Raw genomic sequence first — 20,812 nt, forward strand, 5'->3', positions numbered from 1 at the left:
CCCCACCAGAAATGGATCGCGGCGCAGGGAATCCCCGCCCGCAGCCGATTTCTCGGCACGGGAGAGATTTGTAAAGGATGGCTGAGATGACCAACAAGCCCCTGATGGCAAGAGCGACCGCCGTGTGGCTCGTGGACAATACCACGCTGAGCTTCAAGCAGATCGGTGACTTCACCGGTATGCACGAGCTGGAGATCCAGGGCATCGCCGATGGTGATGTGGCGGTAGGCGTGAAGGGTCAGGACCCGGTGGCGCATGGCCAGCTGGATGCCAGCGAGATCGAGAAGGGCGAGAAAGACGCGCTCTACAAGCTGAAGCTGAAATTCAACAAGGCGGCCGTTGGCGAGGACAAGCGCCGTGGCCCGCGCTACACGCCGCTATCCAAGCGTCAGGACCGTCCGAACGCGATCCTGTGGCTGGTGAAATTCCACCCCGAGCTGGCGGATGCCCAGATCGCGCGCCTCGTGGGAACCACCAAGCCGACGATTGCCTCGATCCGCGAGCGCACGCACTGGAACATCCAGAACATGACCGCCATCGATCCGGTGGCGCTGGGGCTCTGCCGCCAGACCGAGCTGGATATGGAAGTGCAGAAGGCCGCGAAGAAGGCCGCTGCGATGGGCGTCATGACCGATGACGAGCGCCGCAAGCTGGTGTCGACCGAGCAATCGCTCGAGATGTCGGACGAGCCGCGTCTGCCCTCGTCGATCGCGGGCCTCGAGAACTTCTCGCTGTCGAAATCGGACGAGACCGAAGACGATAAATCGCCCGCCGATTATTCGGACGCCGACAGCTTCTTCAACCTGCCGCATGGCGAGGATGATGATGAGGATGAGGACGAGCGCCGTTAATTCCGCGCTGCCTCTTCGGGATATGAAAACCGCCACATCTTCTGTGGCGGTTTTTTTTATATGGCCTCCTAGAGACGGGGCAGCGTGATCGAGAGTTCCCGCGCCAGCGCCTGCAGGACCATCCCTTGCGCATTGCGCATCCGCAGCAAAGGCTTCGCCGGCGTGGGGGCCTGCCCCATGATCCGCTTGATGCGCCGCGCAACCAACCCCGGCAAAAGCGAGAGCGCGACCGGGCCGGGCCAGAAGCTCTCGCAGGGCAGGCCATTCGCGACGATCAGGGAATGGCACCGCAGCACGATATGGACATAGGGCTCTGACAGCGGGGCGATCCGGCCGACCCTGGGGCGCGGCAGAAACGCGACCGCCGGAGCGAGCGCATCGGCGTCGGTGAGATAGATACGGTGCTGGGCCGAAAGGATCAGCGCCTGTCGGGGGAGCCCCTCTCCGAGCGCGTTTGCCTGAATGCGGATCGGGCGCTTGTTACCGCCCGCTTCCAGCGGAACGCGCGCGCGCAGGACCATGATCACCGGCGCCACCGATCCATCGGCCAGCCGCAGCCTGTCGCCGGATCTGAGCGCCTCGGCCGGTCGTTCGCGCCCATCGGCCATCAGGATGCGTGTTTTGGGCCCGAAACAGGAGGGCGTGGAGGTGGAGTAGGCATAGCTGCCATAGGTCATGTCCTGTCGCCCGACAACCGTCAGCGCCTCGCCATAGGGGGGCGGCGTCCCCTGAATGATGAAGCCCTGGATGTTCCACGCATCATTGTTGAGCGAGACAAATTGCAGCACATAGTTATTGCCGAAACTGTCCTGCACCGTCACTTCATATTCGGATTCGATCTCGGTGCCAGCGGCGTAGAATATGCCGTTCAGAGTGTAGTCATTGGCGAGAGTCTGAGTGGTGTTATCATCGTCGAAGGTCGTGTTGTCGACATCATCGACTTGCACAAGCGAACTGGTCGATGACGGAGAGAGGGTAATCGTGTCAACGCCCAGATTGAACTGATAGCCGCCATTATCCGCAAAGGTCGCCGCAGTGGTGGACGCATAACTGAGGTCAAAAAAGTTGAGGTCGAAAATGGCCATGGCATGCTCGGTTTGCGGATTGTCGCCCAGTATCTGCCAGATTGTTTTAGGTAAGGTTTATTCCGGCTGAGCGGATGGCTTCACGGAAACGTCACGCTCGGGTCGCGCGGGCGTTACCTTTCCGTTGGAAAGCAGGGGGAAATATCTGGGGAGATTTCCATGCTGCGACTATCGCTGGGTGCTGTTCTGGCACTGACCACCGCTCTGCCTGCTCTGGCCGAGATGACCTTCAACCGTATTGCCGCCTTTCCGGTCATGTCGAATGCCGACAATACCGATGAGGAGACCTCTGCCGAGATCATCGCGGCGAGTGCCGATGGCAATACGCTCGTCTATACCGACAGCCCGCTAGGCGTGATCGGGCTGATCGATATTACCGACCCTGCCAATCCCGCGCCCAAAGGCACGATCGCGATGGAGGGCGAACCCACCTCGGTCGCAGTCGTCGGCCAGACGGCGTTTGTGGGCGTGAACACCTCCGAAAGCTACACCAAACCCTCGGGCAAGATGCATGTGATCGACATGGCGCAAGGCACGCAGCTTGCGACCTGCGATCTGGGCGGCCAGCCGGATTCGGTGGCGGTGGCCAAGGATGGCAGCTTTGTCACCGTGGCGATCGAGAACGAACGCGACGAGGAATTGGGCGATGGCGATCTGCCGCAGATGCCCGCCGGTTTCGTGGTGAAGATCCCCGTGCGGGATGGCACTCTGGCCTGCGACGGCCTGCAGAAGATCGACCTGACCGGTCTGGCGGAGGTGGGCGGCACCGATCCCGAACCGGAATTCGTCGATGTGAACAGAGCGGGCGAGATCGTGGTCACGCTACAGGAAAACAACCATCTCGTCGTGATCGGCGCGGATGGCAAGGTGGCCAGCCATTTCTCGGCGGGCAAGGTCTCACTCGATGGCGTCGATACCAAGAAAGACGGAAAACTGGAGTTTACCGGCACGCTGAGCGATATCCCACGGGAGCCCGATGCCGTGAAATGGATCGACGACGATCATTTCGCGACCGCCAACGAGGGCGACTGGAAGGGTGGCTCGCGCGGCTTCACAATTTTCAGGAAAGACGGCACCATCGTCTATGACAGCGGCAACAGCTTCGAGCGCGCTGTCGCCGCCATCGGCCATTTCCCCGATAAACGCGCGGGCAAGAAGGGCGTCGAGCCTGAATCGGTCGAATTCAACATTTATGGCGGCACGCCGCTTCTGTTCATCGGGTCCGAGCGGGGCTCGGTTGTGGGGGTCTATGACGTGACCGATCCCGCAGCGCCCGAGCTGTTGCAGATGCTGCCCTCGGGGATCGGGCCGGAGGGCTATGTCTCGATCCCGCAGCGCAATCTGCTGGTCTCGGCCAACGAGACCGATGCGCGCGAGGATGGTAACGCCCCCGCCCATGTGATGATCTACGAGCGCAGTGACAAGCCCGCCGCCTATCCGATGATCACCTCCGCAGGCACCGACCCGCTGATCGGCTGGGGTGCGCTTTCGGGGCTGGCCGCAGGCGGGCAGGGGCAGCTCTTTGCCGTGGCTGACAGCTTCTACGGGGCCGCGCCGCGGATCTTTACCATCGATGTCCGCCAGCAGCCCGCGCAGATCACTGGCGCAATCGATATCAACCTTAACGGGGCGCCGGCGCAGCTCACCGATCTCGAAGGGATCACGCTGGATGGGGCGGGCGGCTTCTGGCTCGCCTCCGAGGGTAACGCGGCCAAGATGGTCCCGCATGGTTTGCTACATGTGGATGCCAAGGGCGAGATCGAGGAACAGATCGGTCTGCCGCCGGAACTGGCCACGCAGGCGACCCGCTACGGCTTTGAAGGCGTGGCGAAAGTCGGTGATACGCTCTGGATGGCGACCCAGCGTGAATGGGGCGATGACCCTGCGGGGCTGGTGAAACTGGTGGCCTATAACACCGAGACCGAGGAGTGGGGCGCGGTGCATTACCCGCTCGACCCCAAGGGCAAGGGCTGGGTCGGCCTTTCGGAAATCACCGTGCATGGAGATTACGCCTATTTCATCGAGCGTGATAACCAGATCGCGCAAGACGCCAGAATCAAGAAAATCACCCGCGTTGCGCTGGACCAGCTGCAGCCCGCACCCTTGGGCGGGGAGCTGCCGGTCGTGACCAAGGAAGAGGTCCGTGATCTGATCCCCGATCTGCGGTCTACGGGTGGCTTTGTCGTTGATAAGGTGGAAGGGATGGCCATGGATGCGCAGGGGCTGACCTATATCGTGACCGATAATGACGGTGTCGATGATAGCTCTGGCGAGACCCTGTTCCTGCCTCTGGGGCAGATCGACCCGCAGGGCTGAACATAAAAAACCGTTCTCTCTATTTCGTGACCCCAACAGCACCGGATTTCCGGTGCTGTTGTCGTTTATTCGCAATCTGGCTTATTTTTTCTCGTGGAACAGGGAACCGACTTGAGGTTTCGCGCCTTGTCAGCTTACTGGAGCTTTGAAAACTGGTTTCAGTCTGCCCGACGCTTGCCGATCTGCCCGGTAAAGTGAGGGTATATAGAGAAGTTCCGAAAGGATTTGCTGTCGTGTCGACTACACTTGTTCGTTTTCGTTTGCCGGTAATCGCGGCTGCGGGTTTGATTGCTTTGGCCGGTTGTGCGGCACAACCACATGATGGCATGTCCCCGACGCCTACCGTATCGACGGCCTCTGTGCCCGCCGTCTACCGCGCCCGCAAGGACGAGCTGGAACCCGACATTACCGTACCTGCGATTTCCGCCAAATATCTCAACGATCGCAATCGGCGCCAATGGGTGGATTACAACGGTCCCGAACCCGTCGGCACCATTGTGATCGACCCCTATGCGCGCTTTGCCTATCACATCAAGGAACCCGGCCGCGCGATGCGCATGGGTGTGGCCGTCGGCAAGGCCGGCAAGGGCTTCTCCGGGACCGCAACGATTCGCCGTAAGGAAGTCTATCCCAGCTGGACGCCCACAAATAACATGATCCGTACCGATCCCGATCTTTACGGTCCGCTGGCCGGTGGTCTGAAGGGTGGTCTGGAAAACCCGCTCGGTGCGCGCGCGCTCTATCTCTACAAGAATGGCCGCGATACCTATTACCGCCTGCATGGAACGATGGACCCATCCTCCATCGGTAAGGCGACCTCCGCGGGCTGTATCCGGTTCTTCAATCAGGACATCATGGACATGTTCGACGAGACCGAGATCGGCACCAAGGTGAAGGTCCGCACCCTCGCCGAGAGCCTCGAATATGAAGGCCCCGTCACACAGCTGCATTCGGGCTATGTGGTATCGTCCTCCAACACTGCCGCCATCGAGGCGGATGCCAAGGCATGGGACGAGGGCAAGATCGAGGATCCCGCGATCTCGGATGCCGAGGCGCATGACCGCGCAGTAGCCGCCGCCAAGGCGCAGGCGGCAGGCGAGGACCCTGTTGCGGCTGCCGAGGCTGCCGAGGAAGCTGACGCGCAGATCTACCCTGCGACCACCACCGAGGCCGAGCGCGACGCGGCGTTGTCCGGCAACTGAATCTCCAAATAGGAATTTCCCTTGGGTGGGGAAGGCGAAGCGCGGTAGGCCAGATGGTCTGCCGCGCTTTGGTTTGCGCGGGCAGAGTTGTCCTCTTTTCTTTGCAATTGCGCAACTTGGGGGCTATTGCTCTGGCACCTGCGCCAAAGGATGCGCAGGGCAAAGGAGGATCGCCCATGAGCGCCGCTGCAAAGATCTCGCGCAAGATGCCAAGCGATATCGCTGCAATGAAGGGCAAAAGCCCTATCGTTTGTCTGACAGCCTATACCACGCCGATGGCCCGTATCATGGATCCGCATTGCGATCTGGTGCTGGTTGGCGATAGCCTCGGCATGGTGGTGCACGGGCTCGAGAGCACTCTGGGCGTGACCATGGAGATGATGATCCTGCATGGGCAGGCCGTGATGCGCGGGTCCGATGCGGCCTGTGTCGTGGTCGATATGCCCTTCGGATCCTATGAGGAAAGCCCCGCGCAGGCCTTCCGCAACGCGGCCCGTATCCTTGCCGAGACCGGCGCACAGGCGGTGAAACTGGAAGGCGGCGTGCATATGGCCGAAACGATCGGCTTCCTCGTGGCGCGCGGCGTTCCGGTGGTGGCCCATATCGGGCTGACGCCGCAATCGGTGAATGTGTTTGGTGGCTACAAGGTGCAGGGGCGCGGAGATGCCGGCACGCGGCTGATGGCCGATGCGAAGGCCGTTGCAGAGGCAGGGGCCTTTGCCGTCACGCTCGAAAAAGTGCCGCAGGGGCTGTCCGAGCGGATCACCCGGGAAATCGCCGTGCCGACGATCGGGATCGGTGCCAGCGTGAACTGCGACGGGCAGGTTCTGGTGGTGGATGACATGCTGGGCCTCTTCACCGCGTTCAAGCCGAAATTCGTCAAACGCTATGCGCAACTGGGCGATGATGCGGGCCAAGCCGTGGCTGCCTATGCGGCAGAGGTGCGCGCGCGCCAGTTTCCCGCACCCGAACATATGTTTGCCGATGAGGTGAAGAAATGACGCTGGTCATCCGTAACTCCACGGAATTACAGGAGAAAGTGGCCGCGTGGAAGCGCTCGGGGATGCTGGTTGGCGTGGTGCCTACCATGGGTGCGCTGCATGATGGCCATCTGAGCCTTGTGAAAACCGCACGGGCGCAGTCGGACCGTGTGATCGTGACGATTTTCGTGAACCCGATGCAGTTCAACAATACCGACGATCTGGCAAAATATCCCCGCCATGAGGAGCGCGATCTGGCGCTTCTGGAGGCGGCAGGGGTCGATGTGCTCTTTGCGCCTGATGTGACCGAGGTCTATCCGGACGGGTTTGCCACGACCGTTTCTGTCAGCGGTGTGACCGCTCCGATGGAGGGCGAGCATCGTCCGGGCCATTTCGACGGAATGGCCACGGTGGTGGCCAAGCTGTTCGGAATGACACAGGCAGGGTCTGCCTTCTTCGGCGAGAAGGACTGGCAACAATTGCAGGTGGTCAAACGCATGGTGCGCGATCTCAATCTGCCGATCAACGTTGTGGGCTGTCCGACCATCCGCGAGGAGGACGGGCTCGCGATGTCCTCGCGCAATGTCCGCCTGAGCGCCGAGGAACGCGCGCTTGCCCCAGAGTTGCACCGGATATTGCAGGAGGTTGCTGCCAAACTACGCGCGGGACATGCCGTGGAAAGCGCGCTCGCCGAAGCGCGCGCCGAACTCGCCGCGAAAGGTTTCGGTGCGGTAGATTATCTTGATTTCCGGTCGGGCGAGAGCCTTGCGCCGCTTGAGGCATTTGCCGAGAACGGGCGGCTGCTGGTGGCTCTGTCGCTTGGTCAGGTGCGCATGATCGACAATATCGCCGTGTAACCCGAGGAATGACCTGATGAATTTCTTTCTGATTTTCGGCCTGATCCTGTGCATCGCGATGGGCGGCTGGCTGTCCAAACGTCCCTTTGCCACGCTTTTGATGCTGGTGCCGCTGGCTACGCTGGTGCCGGTCTTCTACGGGGCAGGGACCCTGTGTGGCGCGGGCTTTCCGCTGCATCTGGCCGACCCTACCTATATGTGCAAGAACAACCATAGCGCAGCGCAGACCTTTGCGGGTGCCTATGTGGTCGCGCTGATCCCCGTGCTCCTGTCGGGGCTGGTCCTGCGGGCCCTCAAGCTGTGGCGCGGTTCGCGCGCGTCCTGAGGGGGGGCGCAGTTTACCCAAGTGATTGCTGGTGCTGGTCTCTATTCTGCCGGTGCGCGTGGTCATCTCTATCGTCTATCTGATGAACGACACATGAGGCTTTGATGCGGTATTTCAAATGGGGCTTTTTCGCAGTGCTGGCGCTGCTGGGTTTCGCCTTCTTCCACTACACCCTGCCGCAGCACGATATCGTCCGCATCGTCGGCACCGAGAACCGCCGTATCGATTATGGCGAGCACTCGATCTTCTGGGCGTCACCCAGCCAGACCGCGCTGGCCGCAGGCAGCCGCGATGTGTTCTTCATCCAAACCCAGCGCCCGAATGGCAGGCCGATGGTCTATCGTAACGAGGATACCGGCTGGCGCTGGCCGCCCTATTTCAAGTTTGACAGCTCGAACCTGCAGGCGGTGGCACAGGATCTGATCTCGACCAAGGCCGATCCGGTCTGGGTGTCGATCACCCATTACGGCTGGCGGAATGAATGGATCTCGATCTACCCGAATGCGGTCGCAATCAAGGTCGTCTCGGGGCCGGATGCAACGATCATCCCGTGGGCGAACATCATCATCCTGGTTTTCCTCGTGGTCGTGATCCTGTTCCTGCGCGCGTTGTGGAAGCAGTTCCGCCGCCGTTCAATCGATCCGGTGCTGGAGGATATGGAGGAGGCCTGGGATGGTGTCGAGGATCGTGCCGAAGGGCTCTGGACGCGGCTGAGGCGGCGTCGGGGCGGGAAATAACCCGCCCTTCCGGTCTCAGTTGCCGCGCATTGCCCCGCGCGACTGGCAGATCAGGTTGTGGGTCAGGGCGAGCAGGATGGCCGCAAGGCTTGCCGCGGTCACCGCGCCATCGGTATGGCGCGTCAAGGCCTCGGCCCAGACCAGCTTGGTCGTCAGCGCCGCGCAAATGAACGTAGTGCGCCAGCAATCGGCTCGCAGCGGGGCGGCCACGGTCTCGCGCAAATTGGCGATAAAACCACGCAGGGCACAGGCGGCCGCGGTGGACAGCAGCACCAGTTCCGGCGGCGTCAACTGGCCGGCGCCGCGTGCGGCCTGAAAGATGATCATGGCGAAAATGGCGGTGAACAGGCCGAGCGCGAGTTCACGGGCTTGGGGAATATAGGGCATTTTTCTGCTCATATGGGGCTGTGGTCCCAGTTGAATAGCAGAAAAGGGTTTTCAAATAAACAATACCAACTGGCTCGAACGATCACAAAGTCCAGAACTTTCTTTCTACGACGTTGCGGACATAATCTGATATGATGGTGCCGTTAACGGTATGGCGGGTAGATGAAAGACGATTCGGCATTGGGAACAGAAAGTGTCGCAGAACAGATGCCCGACAGGCTTCTGGCCTATGCTCTGGATGCGTTGCTGACCCGTGAAGCCGGATGGGTCGGGCTGGTGCCCGAACTCGCGCAGCTGGGCCCAGAAGCGGACCCGACCGATATCGCGATCGCCCTGACTCGTGCCGCCACCGAAATCGAGCAGAGTTTTGTCCCGAGTAGCCCCTCGATGGATGCAGCGCGCCATGGCTACAAGCTGGCAGCGCTTCTGCTTTTGGAGATGAAGGCATTGGCCCTCCAAGGGATACCTGTTGTCACCTGCGCAGAGCTCCTGGCGATTTGGCGCGAGACCCCGTTTCTGGATCCCGCCTGACACGAAAAAGCCCCGCGGGACAGGCGGGGCTCTCTTATGATTTTGCTGCTGGATCAGGCGTTTGCAGCGCGGATCTGGTCTGCTGCGTCCTTGTTATAGGCTATGCCTTTATCGGCGAAGAGCTGGTCCAGCTCGCCCGAGAGGGTCATTTCGGTCACGATATCGCAGCCGCCGACAAATTCGCCTTTGACGTAAAGCTGCGGGATGGTCGGCCAGTCGGAGAAGTCCTTGATGCCTTGACGGATCTCGGCATCGGCGAGGACGTTGATGTCCTTATAGCTCACCCCCATGAAGTTCAGCACGCCAGCGACACGGCTGGAGAAACCGCATTGGGGCATTTCCTTGGTGCCTTTCATGAAAAGCACCACGTCGTTTTCGGTGACGTCTTTCTGGATCTGGTCTTGCGCGCTCATGGCGAAGGTCCTTTCTGGGGCGCTGCGGAGGGGCAGGCCATGTCTGAGTTTTGCCAAGGTTCTGGCATGGCGCCCATGGGGAGGGCGGTCCGGTCTAAGATTGCCGGTAGAATGCCATAAAACCCGTGTCCCGCGCCATCCATAAACCCGTGATGGCGCAAGGGATGCGATCAGTCCGGCGCTTTGGTCGTCAGCGCCAGCGCATGCAGAGCGCCATTCGGGCCGTCCATCGCGCCCTTCAGGGCGGCATAGACGGCACGTTGCTGTTGCACACGGTTCTTGCCGCGGAAGGATTCGTCGATCACCTCGGCGGCCCAGTGGTTCCCGTCACCGGCAAGGTCGGTAATGGTGATCTGGGCCTCGGGGAACGACGCGCGGATCAGGTGTTCGATGTCCTGGGCTTCCATGGGCATAAAATAGGCACTCCTACTGCTTCCCTTGTAAACTAAGCCTTGGGTTGGGCCGCTGCAAGGGGCATCCCCCATTCAGCTTAGCGCGGATTTACCCTCGCGGTCGCGCAGCGAGGCGATCAGATGCAGCACACCTGCCACCAGAAGGTTGCCCGCAATCAACCCGCACGCGCCATAGGCGGTCAGCTCGAAGGAATGCCCGACCGCCCCTGCCTCGCCCGCCAGCAGGAAGCACATATTGATATCGAGCCCCGGTGCAGCCGTCTTGGGATGGGCGCGGATCAGGCTGCCGATGGCGATGAAAATGATCGCGAGGATGTAGATCTGGGTGTGATCCAGCCCGAACTGGCTGATGATGAACCGGTAGAGGATGGCGGCGCAGACGCCCATGAAAACGCCGGGCACCAGCCAGCGGATGATCGGGCGCGGGTCGTTCATCGAACCGATCACCGCGCAGAAGACCGAGGTCGCAAGCCCAGCCGACATCACGGCAAAATGCGGGGCAAGACCGGTGGCGGTGGTGGTGAGCGTGCAGAGCCCGCCGACAAAGGCCATGCGCATCAGCATCTGGCGCGTCGAGTGGGGCACGGGGCGCGGTGGAACTGGCCCGTTGCGGCTCGGGGTGAAATACCACGAAACCAGCGTGATGGAGGCCACCCCGATCAGGGTGGACCACAACCGCTCGAGCGCCAGGGTGACGCCGTCTGCGCCCAGCCCGAGTGAGGGCATCACGATCACCCCGCAGCTGAAGGCCATGAGCGTGAAGCCGTAGCTATAGGTCGTGCCGATCCGATAGGCGATGCCGGTGCCTATGGCGACTGTCGCACCGACGGCCAGCCCGATGGAGAGCGGGTTATGCAGATAGAGTAGGGTCAGAATGCCAATGGCCGCACCGGCGATCGTTCCCGCCACACGCAAGAGCCCGCGGATCAGCATATCCTCACGGACAGGTTGGGCGATGACGAAGACCGGCATTGCCGCCCAGTAGGTATTGTGAAAGCCCAGAAGCTCGGAGAGGCTCAGTGCGATCAGAGCGGCGATGAACAGTCTGAACGCTTTGGGAAGGACGCTATCTGCGGTGAGTTGGGGCATGGAAGATCAGTGCTTTGCTTGTGTTTAGGGCATCATAGCGGTGGTGGGTGGCGGGCAAAAGGCAGGCATGGGTATTCGGCTGTGCGTTGGTGTCGCACCCTCGCCGATCTGGCGCGCAGAACTATGAACATGCAAAAGGCCGCCCGAAGGCGGCCTTTTTGTCAGCTCTGTTGTAAGGCTCAGCCGTTGATCGCTGCGGCAAAGGTGCTGCGATAGAGCTTGGCCAGATCGGCAAGCGGGGCTTTGTCGCCGCCGAAGCTGACCGTATCACCTCCAAAGCGGCCGACGCGGGCGATGGTCACGCCTGCGCTGGCAGCGGCGGCCTCAAGGGCGCTTGCGCCGGCTTCGGTCGCGGTGACCAGATAGCGCGCCTGATCCTCGCCGAAGAGCAGGCCGATCTCGGCGCTGTCCAGCGAGACGCCCAGAGCGGCACTTTCGGCCATCTCGAAGGCTGCCAGAGCCACGCCACCATCCGAAAGGTCGGTCGCCGAGGTCAGCGATTTGCGGTTGGCGCGCAGGAAGGTGCCGTTTTTCAGCTCTTCGTCCAGATCGACTTCCGGTGCCTGACCGGCTTCGATACCAAAGGCCTCGAAGGCAAGCGCGGATTGGTCCAGATGGCCTTTGGTGGCTCCGATCACCAGTGCGATATCGCCCTCCGACGGAAGACCCGCGATCAGCTCGTCCTCGAGGTTTTCCAAGAGCCCCACGGCGCAGATCGTCGGCGTCGGCAGGATGCCCTGACCGTCGGTCTCGTTATAAAGCGAGACGTTGCCCGACACGATCGGCATGTCGAGCGCTTTCACGGCTGCGTCGATGCCTTTGATCGCGCCCACGAACTGACCCATGATCTCGGGCTTCTCGGGGTTGCCGAAGTTGAGGTTGTCGGTGGTGGCCAAGGGGCGTGCGCCCACGGCACAGAGATTGCGGAAGTTTTCCGCGACCGCTTGTTTGCCACCCTCGAACGGATCGGCCTTGACATAGCGCGGGGTCACATCGGCGGTGAAGGCCACGGCTTTCGGTGTGCCATGGATGCGCACCACGCCTGCGCCCATGCCGGGGCGGCGGACGGTGTCGCCCATCACCTGCGTGTCATACTGCTCGAAGACCCAATCCTTGGCCGCGTAGTTCGGCGAGCCGATCAGCGCCTTGAGCGCATCCATTGCGCCGATTGCGGGCAGGGCGGCGGCCGGAGCAGGTTTCGGGGTCTCGACCCACGGACGGTCATATTCGGGCGCGGTCGAGGACAGTTTCGACAGCGGCAGATCGGCTTTGATCGCGCCGTTATGCTCGATCAGGAAGCGATCTTCGGCGATGGTCTCGCCCACGATGGCAAAGTCCAGATCCCATTTCTCGAAGATGGCGCGGGCCTCGGCCTCTTTCTCGGGCTTGAGCACCATGAGCATCCGCTCCTGGCTTTCCGAGAGCATCATCTCGTAGGCGGTCATATTGGTCTCGCGCTGGGGAACGTTTTCCAGCTTGAGGTGGATACCGAGGCCGCCCTTGTCGCCCATTTCCACAGCCGAGCAGGTGAGGCCGGCAGCCCCCATATCCTGAATCGAGATCACCGACCCCGACGCCATCAGCTCGAGGCAGGCTTCCATCAGGCATTTCTCGACGAAGGGGTCGCCGACTTGCACGGTCGGGCGCTTGTCCTCGATTGTGTCGTCGAATTCGGCGGAGGCCATGGTTGCGCCACCCACACCGTCACGGCCGGTCTTGGCGCCCAGATAGACGACGGGCATGCCGATGCCGGATGCGGCCGAGTAGAAGATCTTGTCGGCATCCGCGAGACCCGCAGCAAAAGCGTTCACGAGGCAGTTGCCGTTATAGGAGGGGTGGAAGCGGACTTCGCCGCCCACATTCGGCACGCCAAAGCAGTTGCCATAGGAGCCCACGCCTTCGACCACGCCCTTGACGATATGGTTGGTCTTGGGGTGCGAGGGCATGCCAAACGACAGGCTGTCCATCGCGGCAATCGGGCGCGCACCCATGGTGAAGACATCGCGCAGGATGCCGCCCACGCCGGTCGCCGCGCCTTGGTGCGGCTCGATATAGGAGGGGTGATTGTGGCTTTCCATCTTGAAAACGATCGCCTGACCGTCGCCAATGTCCACAACGCCTGCATTCTCGCCCGGACCGCAGATGACCTGCGGGCCTTTGGTATGCAGTGTGCGCAGCCATTTCTTGGATGATTTATACGAGCAGTGCTCGTTCCACATGGCCGAGAAGATGCCAAGTTCTGTGAAGCTCGGTTCACGCCCGATAATTTCCAGAATACGCTCATATTCGTCGGGCGAGAGCCCGTGAGCGGCGATCAGGTCGGGGGTGAGTGCGGGTTCGGTCATAAATGTTCTCCGGCGGGCGCATCGGTTGCGCATGCATTAGAACATTGAGCGGCTTGGGGGAAGGCCTCTTCTGCCGCAAGTGCCGCCCGAAATGCGGTGTTCGGGGACGAAATACGAAAAGAGCCAGCGCGTGGCTGGCTCTTTCTAGGGATGAGTCTGCCGAAATCAGGCGTCCTGTTGCTCTTCAAGCGAGCTGAGGAGACCGGTAAGGGTCCATGGCAGGGTCACGATGCCATCCTCGAGATCCGACGAGGGAACGGTGACTTTGAACATCGAAACAGGCGTATCAAGCTTGTCCGAGATGCGAATGTAGACGGTGTCGCTTGCGTCGCCTTTTTCAACGCGCTCGATCTGGCCGATATTCTCGCCATCGCTCGACATGGCCGACCCCATGTCCATCGCGGCGGTCTTGCTCTCGGCGATACCGAGGCCGTTCTTGTATTCATACTCGGCAGGCACCGAGGCTTCGGTGTTGTTGTCTTCCATGGTGCCCATGGTGCCTGCATTGGCCGTCGTTACACCGGAATTGGCTTCGGTTTTGATCTCGGCCAGACCCTTGCGACCATCGGGACCACCGGTCTGGTTGATGCTCGCGGTCGCGGCTGCGGCGGCATCTGCCGAGGTCGAGCCGTCTTGCATTTCGACGATACCCATTTTATAGTCGATCAAGCCTGCAGGGCTATCGGCCTGCGTATCTGCAGCATCCGGCGCGGACTGGGCGAATGCGCCCATCGGCAATGCCATAGTTGCGGTCAGAATGGTGCCGGTCAGGAATTTGTTAGTGGTTTTCATAGCGTGGCTCCTATCGGAAGTCGTGTTTTTCAACCGTTGCGGTTCATGGCTAATCAACTTAGAGAGCCGCCTGATAGTTCCGGAAAATCCGTGATTTTTTGCCAGTCGCCTGACGTGACGGCGCTAACCCTTTGACGCAGTGTCGGTTTTTTCAGGCTGGTTAGCCCTCTGGACTCTGGCATATTCCATAGTCTGGAATTTTGGCCCAAAAAAAAGGCCGAGCAGAGCTCGGCCATAGTCCAACAGGGAGGTAGAAGCTGATGAGCGTTTCCGCAAATCATCTGCTTCTGCGCCTCAAATATGTGCAGTTTATAAACCGTTCAAGGGATTTCTGAGAAAGTTTTTGCAGAGCCGCTATGCGCCCAAGGCATGTGTCGGCGAGAGCGCCTGAACATGTGCTTTATTTCAGCAGTTTAGCTTTGGTTGTCGTTTGCCTGTATGCGGCGATAGGCTTGGATCTCTTCCTGAATGAAGTCACGGAAGGCCGTCACGCGGCGTGATTGGCGTAGTTCTTCCGGATAGGCGAGGAAGACCGGCACCTCATTCGAATCGATATCGGGCAGCACGCGTTCGATATTATTATCGACGGTAAGGTAATCGGGCAGGATACCAATGCCTACATGATTGAGAACCGCCTGAAGGATTCCAAAATAGTTGTTCACTGTCAGGGTGTTGGGCATCTCATGGGCAAGTGCGCGCTGTGCCAAGGCGGCTCCTGCCGCGACTTGCGGCACAGACGGGCTCTGACAGATCAGCCGATGGTTCTTCAGGTCTTCCAGCGTTTGCGGATGACCGTGCTGCTCCAGATATTGCGGGGTCGCGTAGAAACGCATCCGGATATTGAGCAGGCGCTTGCGGACCAGGTCGGCCTGTGCGGGTTCTTTCATGCGGATCGCCACATCGGCTTCACGCATCGGCAGATCGAGCACGCGCTCCTCGAGCATCAGGTCGATCTTCAGTTCGGGATACTTATCGTAAAGCTTGTTAAGCCGCGGCGCGAGCCACATCGTGCCGAAACCGGTCGTCGCGGTGACACGCAGATCGCCATAGACCTCTTCCTCCGAATCGCGGATGCGGGCGGAGGCGGCGTCGAGTTTCTTGGCCATGGTGGACGTGGCATCAAACAGAAGCTCGCCCTGTTCGGTCAGGATCAGCCCTCGCGCATGTCGATGGAAAAGGGTCGTGCCGAGCATTTCCTCGAGCGACCGGATCTGGCGGCTGACGGCCGATTGCGACAGATGCAGCGCATCGCCTGCATGGGTCAGCGACCCTGCATCCGCAACCGCGTGAAAGATTCGCAGTTTGTCCCAGTCCATCGCGCCCTCTGCCTTCTTGGTCCGTCTTACTATATACGCATAACAGCTATGCTTTTAAAGGCAGGGCAGGGGGTTCTCCAAGGGAAACGATGCCGCAGCTGCAAACTATCGAAAAACCGTGTCCTTTAGGTCGGTTCCGTTAATTGGTCGATTGTCGGTGCCTTGCATGATTACGTCTTTTCATCCGGGCTTGCGCAGGCGTAAAACAACTGCAAGACGCAGCGGGCAGAGCGGGAGGAATATCAATGGCGGTCGGCATTTTCGATAGTGGTCTTGGCGGGCTGACGGTTCTGGACGCGGTCTCGCGGCGCCTGCCCGACGTGCCCTTCGTCTATCTGGGTGATAACGCCAATGCGCCTTACGGGGTGCGTGATGCCGATAACATCTACGAGCTGACCACCGCAGCGGTCGAGCGTCTCTGGGCCGAAGGATGTGATCTGGTCATTCTGGCGTGCAATACGGCGTCCGCCGCGGCACTCAAGCGGATGCAGGAGACATGGCTGCCCAAGGACAAGCGTGTTCTGGGGGTTTTTGTCCCGCTGATCGAGGCTCTGACCGAGCGCCAGTGGGGCGATAATTCGCCGCCGCGCGAGGTCGAGGTGAAACATGTGGCGCTCTTTGCCACGCCCGCGACCGTTGCAAGCCGCGCCTTCCAGCGCGAGCTGGCCTTCCGTGCGATCGGTGTCGATGTCGAGGCGCAGCCCTGTGGCGGCGTGGTTGATGCGATCGAGGATGGCGATGACATTCTGGCCGAGGCGCTGGTGAAATCCCATGTGGAGGCACTGCGCCGCCGGATGCCGCGCCCCGATGCGGCGATTCTGGGCTGCACCCATTACCCGATCATGCAGAAAGCCTTCCAGGAAGGGCTGGGACCGGATGTGAAGGTCTATAGTCAGGCCAATCTGGTCGCCGAAAGTCTGGCCGATTACCTGGAGCGTCGTCCCGAATTTATCGGCGCGGGCACGGAGACGAAATTCCTGACCACCGGTGATCCGGCGCATGTAGCCAATAACGCGACCCGTTTCTTGCGCCGCAAGGTGGTGTTCGAGCGGGCCTGAGGCCCACCCGCGCTGGTAAATTTCCCGCGTGGCAGCTTGACGCGAGGGGCCCGAGCGCAGAAAACAGCATCAAACCGCGCGGATGTGCCGCTCGGGGTGTCTTCGTGGCTTGTTGCCTGCATGGATCACCTGCTGAAAGGATCGCATATGACCCAGAAAATCGCCATCCTCGGAGCCTCGGGCTATACCGGTGCCGAGCTTGTCCGCCTGATCGCTACCCATCCAAGCATGGAGATCGTGGCGCTGTCGGGCGAGCGCAAGGCAGGCATGGCGATGGGGGATGTGTTCCCGCATCTGCGCCATCTGAATCTTCCGGCTCTCGTGAAAATCGAGGAGATCGATTTCTCCGGCGTCGATCTGGCCTTCTGCGCGCTGCCGCATGCCACCTCGCAGGAGGTGATCCGCGAGTTGCCGCTCGATCTGAAAGTGGTCGATCTCTCGGCCGATTTCCGTCTGCGCGATCCGGCGGAATACGAGAAATGGTATGGCAAACCGCATTGCGCCGTGGAGATGCAGAAAGAGGCGGTCTATGGCCTGACCGAATTCTACCGCGACGAGATCCGCAACGCGCGGCTTTGCGCGGGCACGGGCTGTAACGCGGCGGCAGGACAGTATGCGATCCGTCCGCTGATCGAGGCGGGAGTGATCGATCTCGATGACATTCTGCTGGATCTGAAAAACGGTGTGTCGGGGGCAGGGCGCTCGCTGAAGGAGAACCTTCTGCATGCCGAGCTGTCGGGCGGCACCTATCCCTACTCGGCGGGCGGTAAACACCGCCACTTAGGCGAATTCGATCAGGAATTCTCGAAGCTGGCCGGTCGTCCGGTGCTGGTGCAATTCACCCCGCATTTGGCACCGATGAACCGCGGTATTCTGGCTTCGGCCTATGTGAAAGGCGATCCGCAGGCGGTCTATAAGGCGCTCTCTGACCGTTATGCATCCGAGGCGTTCATCGAGGTTCTGCCCTTTGGTGGCCTGCCCTCGACCCGCTCGATCGCCGGTTCGAACTATGTGCATGTCGGTGTGAGTGCGGACCGTATTCCGGGCCGCGCGATGGTGGTCGTGGCGCTCGACAACCTGTGCAAAGGCTCTTCGGGGCAGGCGATGCAGAACGCCAACCTCATGCTTGGTAACGATGAAATGGCCGGCCTGACGCTGGCACCGCTCTTCCCGTAAGGGGAGCGGAGAAACGGGGACGCGATGAAAAGCCTCAAGAAGAAACGCCGCATTCAGGTTCTGGTTGCCGCCGCTGTCGCGCTTGTCGTGGCGGTCGCGATGATCGGCTATGCGTTCCGCGACGGGATCAATTATTTCCGTGCGCCTTCGCAGCTGGCCAGCGAGCCGGTCAAGCCGGGGGAGGTGTTTCGTCTGGGCGGGCTGGTCGCCGACGGGTCGATCAAGCGCGATCCCGATGGCACCATCCATTTCGAGGTGACCGATGGGGGGGCCACGGTGCCCGCACGTTTCAACGGCGTCCTGCCCGATCTCTTCAAGGAAGGGCAGGGCATGGTCGGCACCGGCGAGATGGAAGACGGTGTCTTCGTGGCCAGCGAGATCCTTGCCAAGCATGACGAGAATTACATGCCCAAGGAAGTGGTTGACGCACTGAAGGAACAGGGCGTTTACGAGCCGCCCAAAAGCTGATGCGGATGCCGGCGGACGTTGCGGCTGCCGGTGCTTAACCTCCGGCTGTGAGGATTTCTCCCGATAGATCAATCGGGAGAAATCCATGCCCAATGTTAGAGAGATTGCCGAAGCCATCGTTGCCCGCGAAGGCGGCTATGTGAATGACCCCTCCGACCCGGGCGGTGCGACCAATTATGGCGTGACGATTCACACCATGCGCCGCCTGGGTCTGGATCTGGATCGTGACGGCAAGATCACCGAGGCCGATGTCCGCCGCCTGACCCGTGAGCAGGCCGTCGATATCTTCATCCGCCATTATTTCGACGAACCCGGTCTCGGGCAGTTGCCGGAGGCGCTGCAGGCTTCCGTTTTCGATATGTATGTGAATGCGGGCCGCAATGCGGTGAAGATCCTGCAACGGCTCCTGAACGATATGGGCCAGGAGGTCAGTGTCGACGGGGTTCTGGGGCCCCGGACGGCGGCCGCCGCGCAGGCCGCTGCGCGCAAATCGCCCGAGCTGATCGCCGATGCTTACGGGATTGCGCGCCGGAATTATTATTATTCACTGGCGGATAGCCGTCCGGCGAGCCGCAAATATGCCACCACCCGCAAGGGGCGCAAGGGTGGATGGATCACGCGTTCTGAAGAGTTCATCTCGGCGCGGTTCCATCTGAGTGAGGCCGAGCATCGCGCAAGGGTGGCCGCATGGGGTTGATTGGTAAGGTATTTGGCGCTTCGGGAGGCGTGGCGGCCATCGGTCAGGCGGCCAGCGAGATGGCCGAAATCTTCAACGTGAACGCGACCAAGAAGATGGAGGCCTCGCATGAGGCCTTCTCGGCGACGCAGCGTGCCTATGGCGAGGAATTCGCTGCCAAGCCCGCCTGCTGGTTCGACAGTTTCGTGAACGGGCTTAACCGTCTGCCCCGCCCGTTTCTTGCGCTCGGGACGCTCGGGCTTTTCATCTATGCGATGGTCAATCCGCAGTCTTTTGCGGAGCGGATGGTGGGACTGTCCTATGTGCCGGAGCCGCTCTGGTGGCTGCTTGCCGCGATCGTGGGGTTCTATTTCGGCGCCCGCGAGGCCCATTACTTCCGCACGCCCAAACCGGCCACGCCACCAGCGGCGGCCAAGGCAGAGGCAGTGCCGTCCAACCCTGCGCTGGAGGAATGGAAAAAGGTGTAGGGTATATGGCGGAGGGGGGCGACCTATAAACGTCTCATATAAAATCATCTCGGCTTCAATTGTCGCGTATGTTTCTGATATAAAAATGAAAATATTCACGCAGCGGTTTTTATCTGTTTCAACCCGTATCATCCAATCCCGTGTTTCGTGTGGGGCTGGAAAGTATGGCGGAGGCATGAGAGTTGCTGACCAATGCGCAAGCGAAGAGGCTCAAACCTGAAGAAGGGTGGTCGCTGTGGGAGGTGTGTTGGGCCTCTACATTTCGGCAAATGCGAAAAGTGGGACCGGAAAATTCACGTTTCGGTTCAAGTCGCCGGTTTCCGGTAGGCGCCGCGATATGGGGCTGGGGATTTTCTCTGAACTCGGGTTGGCTGATGCACGCCGCCTGGCGATGGAGGCGCGTGGTCAGATCGTCAACGGCTTCGACCCGATAGAAGAACGGCGTTTGGCGCAAGAGCAAGCGGCGCGTCGTATGCCCAGCTTTGAAGAGGCCTCTCGCGCAGTGTTTGAAACCTTGGCGCCAGGATATCGCAACGCCAAGCACCGTGATCAGTGGATTTCACCCCTACAGGCTTACGTCCTCCCAAAGCTTGGGGCGCGCGAGGTGAATAGCTTGACCATCGGTGATTTTGCGCAAGTTCTTAAACCGATCTGGCTCGACAAAGAAGAAACCGCAAAGCGTGTGAAGCAGCGGTGCGAGAGCGTCATGATTTGGTCTGTGGCGCATCGCTCTTGTGATGCGAACCCGCTTTCAGCCGTGAAGGCGCTACTGCCCAAGCAGCGTGGGACCGCAGATCGTGTGCAGCACCATCCGGCAGCACCGTGGCGCAACATGCCCGAGTTGATATCGACCCTTACTGGTCAGAATAAGCTCTCTATCAGTCGCCAAGCTCTCCTGTTTCTCATCCTGACGGCCGCGCGTTCTGGAGAGGTCCGCGGGGCAATTTGGGATGAGATTGATTTTGATGCGGCCATCTGGACCATTCCAGCCGAGCGGATGAAAGGGGGGCAACAGAATCGTGTTCCGCCCTCGCGACAAGCGATTGATCTACTTACGGCCCAATCGTCTTTGCGGCTTGGTGGCGATTGGATCTTCTCGGCACGCGTTATGATGCAGATGAGCGACATGACTTTGACCAAGGTTCTGCGCCTTCAATAGTTCCAAAGTGATGTTCCAGGTCGCTACGCAACGGCGCATGGGTTCCGGTCCAGCTTCCGAGATTGGGCATCGGAGAACGGATATTCGCGTGATGTGGCCGAGCGCGCCTTGGCCCATTCTGTCGCGAATGCTGTTGAGGCGGCCTATC

At 60.6% G+C, this 20,812-nt stretch carries 22 protein-coding genes; 14 read left to right on the forward strand and 8 right to left on the reverse strand.

All coding sequences use genetic code 11. The features are described 5' to 3' along the window. The first annotated feature begins 86 nt into the window (after nt 1–86). Nucleotides 87–851, forward strand: coding sequence for a cell cycle transcriptional regulator TrcR (locus WDB91_RS05160; protein ID WP_339114067.1), 765 nt, complete (start codon nt 87–89; stop codon nt 849–851). Nucleotides 852–919: 68 nt separating this feature from the next. On the opposite strand, the gene WDB91_RS05165 is transcribed toward WDB91_RS05160, so the two are convergent. Then, complete coding sequence (locus tag WDB91_RS05165; protein ID WP_339114068.1) at nt 920–1,936, reverse strand: Hint domain-containing protein; 1,017 nt, start codon at nt 1,934–1,936, stop codon at nt 920–922. Between the two features lie 159 nt (nt 1,937–2,095). Between WDB91_RS05165 and WDB91_RS05170 the strand changes: the two genes are divergently transcribed. From WDB91_RS05170 to WDB91_RS05195, 6 genes are all read left to right on the forward strand, one after another. Then, nucleotides 2,096–4,252, forward strand: coding sequence for an esterase-like activity of phytase family protein (locus tag WDB91_RS05170; protein WP_339114069.1), 2,157 nt, complete (start codon nt 2,096–2,098; stop codon nt 4,250–4,252). A 326-nt stretch (nt 4,253–4,578) separates the two neighbouring features. Beyond that, the gene (locus WDB91_RS05175; RefSeq protein WP_339114070.1) at nt 4,579–5,454 is read left to right on the forward strand and encodes a L,D-transpeptidase; all 876 of its coding nucleotides are present in this window, start codon (nt 4,579–4,581) and stop codon (nt 5,452–5,454) included. Between the two features lie 176 nt (nt 5,455–5,630). Continuing rightward, on the forward strand, nt 5,631–6,455 hold the full coding sequence (gene panB, locus WDB91_RS05180) for a 3-methyl-2-oxobutanoate hydroxymethyltransferase (RefSeq protein WP_339114071.1): 825 nt from the start codon (nt 5,631–5,633) through the stop codon (nt 6,453–6,455). Next, the gene (gene panC / locus WDB91_RS05185; RefSeq protein WP_339114072.1) at nt 6,452–7,291 is read left to right on the forward strand and encodes a pantoate--beta-alanine ligase; all 840 of its coding nucleotides are present in this window, start codon (nt 6,452–6,454) and stop codon (nt 7,289–7,291) included. Before panB ends, panC begins: the two co-directional genes overlap by 4 nt. Before the next feature lie 16 nt (nt 7,292–7,307). Then, entirely contained in the window at nt 7,308–7,616 is a 309-nt protein-coding gene (locus WDB91_RS05190; RefSeq protein WP_339114073.1) for a hypothetical protein, read from the forward strand. Between the two features lie 104 nt (nt 7,617–7,720). Then, the gene (locus tag WDB91_RS05195) at nt 7,721–8,353 is read left to right on the forward strand and encodes a DUF1523 family protein (protein ID WP_339114074.1); all 633 of its coding nucleotides are present in this window, start codon (nt 7,721–7,723) and stop codon (nt 8,351–8,353) included. Between the two features lie 15 nt (nt 8,354–8,368). Here WDB91_RS05195 and WDB91_RS05200 read toward each other — a convergent pair whose 3' ends face one another. After that, the gene (locus WDB91_RS05200) at nt 8,369–8,740 is read right to left on the reverse strand and encodes a hypothetical protein (protein WP_339114075.1); all 372 of its coding nucleotides are present in this window, start codon (nt 8,738–8,740) and stop codon (nt 8,369–8,371) included. A gap of 162 nt (nt 8,741–8,902) precedes the next feature. On the opposite strand from WDB91_RS05200, the gene WDB91_RS05205 reads away from it, so the two are divergent. Then, nucleotides 8,903–9,271 carry a hypothetical protein gene (locus WDB91_RS05205; RefSeq protein WP_339114076.1) on the forward strand — a complete coding sequence of 123 codons (369 nt, stop codon included), beginning with the start codon at nt 8,903–8,905 and terminating at the stop codon, nt 9,269–9,271. Nucleotides 9,272–9,324: 53 nt separating this feature from the next. On the opposite strand, the gene grxD is transcribed toward WDB91_RS05205, so the two are convergent. The 6 genes from grxD to WDB91_RS05235 form a co-directional block, all read right to left on the reverse strand. Then, nucleotides 9,325–9,684, reverse strand: coding sequence for a Grx4 family monothiol glutaredoxin (gene grxD, locus WDB91_RS05210; protein WP_339114077.1), 360 nt, complete (start codon nt 9,682–9,684; stop codon nt 9,325–9,327). 170 nt (nt 9,685–9,854) lie between these two features. Beyond that, on the reverse strand, nt 9,855–10,097 hold the full coding sequence (locus WDB91_RS05215) for a BolA/IbaG family iron-sulfur metabolism protein (protein WP_339114078.1): 243 nt from the start codon (nt 10,095–10,097) through the stop codon (nt 9,855–9,857). Nucleotides 10,098–10,169: 72 nt separating this feature from the next. Beyond that, a complete protein-coding gene (locus WDB91_RS05220) occupies nt 10,170–11,186 on the reverse strand; it encodes an FUSC family protein (protein ID WP_339114079.1) in 1,017 nt (338 codons plus the stop codon). Between the two features lie 179 nt (nt 11,187–11,365). Then, nucleotides 11,366–13,531 carry a phosphoribosylformylglycinamidine synthase subunit PurL gene (gene purL, locus WDB91_RS05225; RefSeq protein WP_339114080.1) on the reverse strand — a complete coding sequence of 722 codons (2,166 nt, stop codon included), beginning with the start codon at nt 13,529–13,531 and terminating at the stop codon, nt 11,366–11,368. A gap of 165 nt (nt 13,532–13,696) precedes the next feature. Further along, nucleotides 13,697–14,323: a hypothetical protein gene (locus WDB91_RS05230; RefSeq protein ID WP_339114081.1), complete on the reverse strand. Its 627-nt coding sequence runs from the start codon at nt 14,321–14,323 to the stop codon at nt 13,697–13,699. Nucleotides 14,324–14,736: 413 nt separating this feature from the next. Beyond that, nucleotides 14,737–15,639 carry a LysR family transcriptional regulator gene (locus WDB91_RS05235; protein WP_339114082.1) on the reverse strand — a complete coding sequence of 301 codons (903 nt, stop codon included), beginning with the start codon at nt 15,637–15,639 and terminating at the stop codon, nt 14,737–14,739. 245 nt (nt 15,640–15,884) lie between these two features. Between WDB91_RS05235 and murI the strand changes: the two genes are divergently transcribed. The 6 genes from murI (at nt 15,885) to WDB91_RS05265 (ending at nt 20,664) form a co-directional block, all read left to right on the forward strand. Next, nucleotides 15,885–16,697 (forward strand): glutamate racemase, encoded by an 813-nt coding sequence (gene murI / locus WDB91_RS05240; protein WP_339114083.1) that lies wholly within the window; start codon nt 15,885–15,887, stop codon nt 16,695–16,697. 147 nt (nt 16,698–16,844) lie between these two features. Continuing rightward, nucleotides 16,845–17,873 carry an N-acetyl-gamma-glutamyl-phosphate reductase gene (argC, locus tag WDB91_RS05245; RefSeq protein WP_339114084.1) on the forward strand — a complete coding sequence of 343 codons (1,029 nt, stop codon included), beginning with the start codon at nt 16,845–16,847 and terminating at the stop codon, nt 17,871–17,873. 24 nt (nt 17,874–17,897) lie between these two features. After that, nucleotides 17,898–18,341 carry a cytochrome c maturation protein CcmE gene (gene ccmE / locus WDB91_RS05250; RefSeq protein ID WP_339114085.1) on the forward strand — a complete coding sequence of 148 codons (444 nt, stop codon included), beginning with the start codon at nt 17,898–17,900 and terminating at the stop codon, nt 18,339–18,341. 85 nt (nt 18,342–18,426) lie between these two features. Beyond that, a complete protein-coding gene (locus WDB91_RS05255; RefSeq protein WP_339114086.1) occupies nt 18,427–19,038 on the forward strand; it encodes a holin-associated N-acetylmuramidase in 612 nt (203 codons plus the stop codon). Beyond that, nucleotides 19,029–19,505 (forward strand): holin family protein, encoded by a 477-nt coding sequence (locus tag WDB91_RS05260; protein WP_339114087.1) that lies wholly within the window; start codon nt 19,029–19,031, stop codon nt 19,503–19,505. The genes WDB91_RS05255 and WDB91_RS05260 overlap by 10 nt, the downstream gene beginning before the upstream one ends. A 247-nt stretch (nt 19,506–19,752) precedes the next feature. Beyond that, nucleotides 19,753–20,664, forward strand: a complete 912-nt coding sequence (locus WDB91_RS05265; protein ID WP_339114088.1) for an integrase arm-type DNA-binding domain-containing protein — start codon at nt 19,753–19,755, stop codon at nt 20,662–20,664. Nucleotides 20,665–20,812: the final 148 nt, after the last annotated feature.

The sequence above is a fragment of the Thioclava sp. GXIMD2076 genome (genome assembly GCF_037949795.1).
Classification (GTDB): Bacteria; Pseudomonadota; Alphaproteobacteria; order Rhodobacterales; family Rhodobacteraceae; genus Thioclava; species Thioclava kandeliae.

What these genes read in the sequence shown, in the direction of transcription:
- WDB91_RS05230 (WP_339114081.1), bottom strand. Translation starts at nt 14,323, where the DNA reads ATGAAAACCACTAACAAATTCCTGACCGGCACCATTCTGACCGCAACT.
- argC (WP_339114084.1), top strand. Translation starts at nt 16,845, where the DNA reads ATGACCCAGAAAATCGCCATCCTCGGAGCCTCGGGCTATACCGGTGCC.
- WDB91_RS05255 (WP_339114086.1), top strand. Translation starts at nt 18,427, where the DNA reads ATGCCCAATGTTAGAGAGATTGCCGAAGCCATCGTTGCCCGCGAAGGC.
- WDB91_RS05220 (WP_339114079.1), bottom strand. Translation starts at nt 11,186, where the DNA reads ATGCCCCAACTCACCGCAGATAGCGTCCTTCCCAAAGCGTTCAGACTG.
- murI (WP_339114083.1), top strand. Translation starts at nt 15,885, where the DNA reads ATGGCGGTCGGCATTTTCGATAGTGGTCTTGGCGGGCTGACGGTTCTG.
- purL (WP_339114080.1), bottom strand. Translation starts at nt 13,531, where the DNA reads ATGACCGAACCCGCACTCACCCCCGACCTGATCGCCGCTCACGGGCTC.
- panB (WP_339114071.1), top strand. Translation starts at nt 5,631, where the DNA reads ATGAGCGCCGCTGCAAAGATCTCGCGCAAGATGCCAAGCGATATCGCT.
- WDB91_RS05200 (WP_339114075.1), bottom strand. Translation starts at nt 8,740, where the DNA reads ATGCCCTATATTCCCCAAGCCCGTGAACTCGCGCTCGGCCTGTTCACC.
- WDB91_RS05190 (WP_339114073.1), top strand. Translation starts at nt 7,308, where the DNA reads ATGAATTTCTTTCTGATTTTCGGCCTGATCCTGTGCATCGCGATGGGC.
- panC (WP_339114072.1), top strand. Translation starts at nt 6,452, where the DNA reads ATGACGCTGGTCATCCGTAACTCCACGGAATTACAGGAGAAAGTGGCC.
- WDB91_RS05170 (WP_339114069.1), top strand. Translation starts at nt 2,096, where the DNA reads ATGCTGCGACTATCGCTGGGTGCTGTTCTGGCACTGACCACCGCTCTG.
- grxD (WP_339114077.1), bottom strand. Translation starts at nt 9,684, where the DNA reads ATGAGCGCGCAAGACCAGATCCAGAAAGACGTCACCGAAAACGACGTG.
- WDB91_RS05165 (WP_339114068.1), bottom strand. Translation starts at nt 1,936, where the DNA reads ATGGCCATTTTCGACCTCAACTTTTTTGACCTCAGTTATGCGTCCACC.
- WDB91_RS05175 (WP_339114070.1), top strand. Translation starts at nt 4,579, where the DNA reads ATGTCCCCGACGCCTACCGTATCGACGGCCTCTGTGCCCGCCGTCTAC.
- WDB91_RS05205 (WP_339114076.1), top strand. Translation starts at nt 8,903, where the DNA reads ATGAAAGACGATTCGGCATTGGGAACAGAAAGTGTCGCAGAACAGATG.
- WDB91_RS05160 (WP_339114067.1), top strand. Translation starts at nt 87, where the DNA reads ATGACCAACAAGCCCCTGATGGCAAGAGCGACCGCCGTGTGGCTCGTG.
- WDB91_RS05215 (WP_339114078.1), bottom strand. Translation starts at nt 10,097, where the DNA reads ATGCCCATGGAAGCCCAGGACATCGAACACCTGATCCGCGCGTCGTTC.
- WDB91_RS05235 (WP_339114082.1), bottom strand. Translation starts at nt 15,639, where the DNA reads ATGGACTGGGACAAACTGCGAATCTTTCACGCGGTTGCGGATGCAGGG.
- ccmE (WP_339114085.1), top strand. Translation starts at nt 17,898, where the DNA reads ATGAAAAGCCTCAAGAAGAAACGCCGCATTCAGGTTCTGGTTGCCGCC.
- WDB91_RS05260 (WP_339114087.1), top strand. Translation starts at nt 19,029, where the DNA reads ATGGGGTTGATTGGTAAGGTATTTGGCGCTTCGGGAGGCGTGGCGGCC.
- WDB91_RS05195 (WP_339114074.1), top strand. Translation starts at nt 7,721, where the DNA reads ATGCGGTATTTCAAATGGGGCTTTTTCGCAGTGCTGGCGCTGCTGGGT.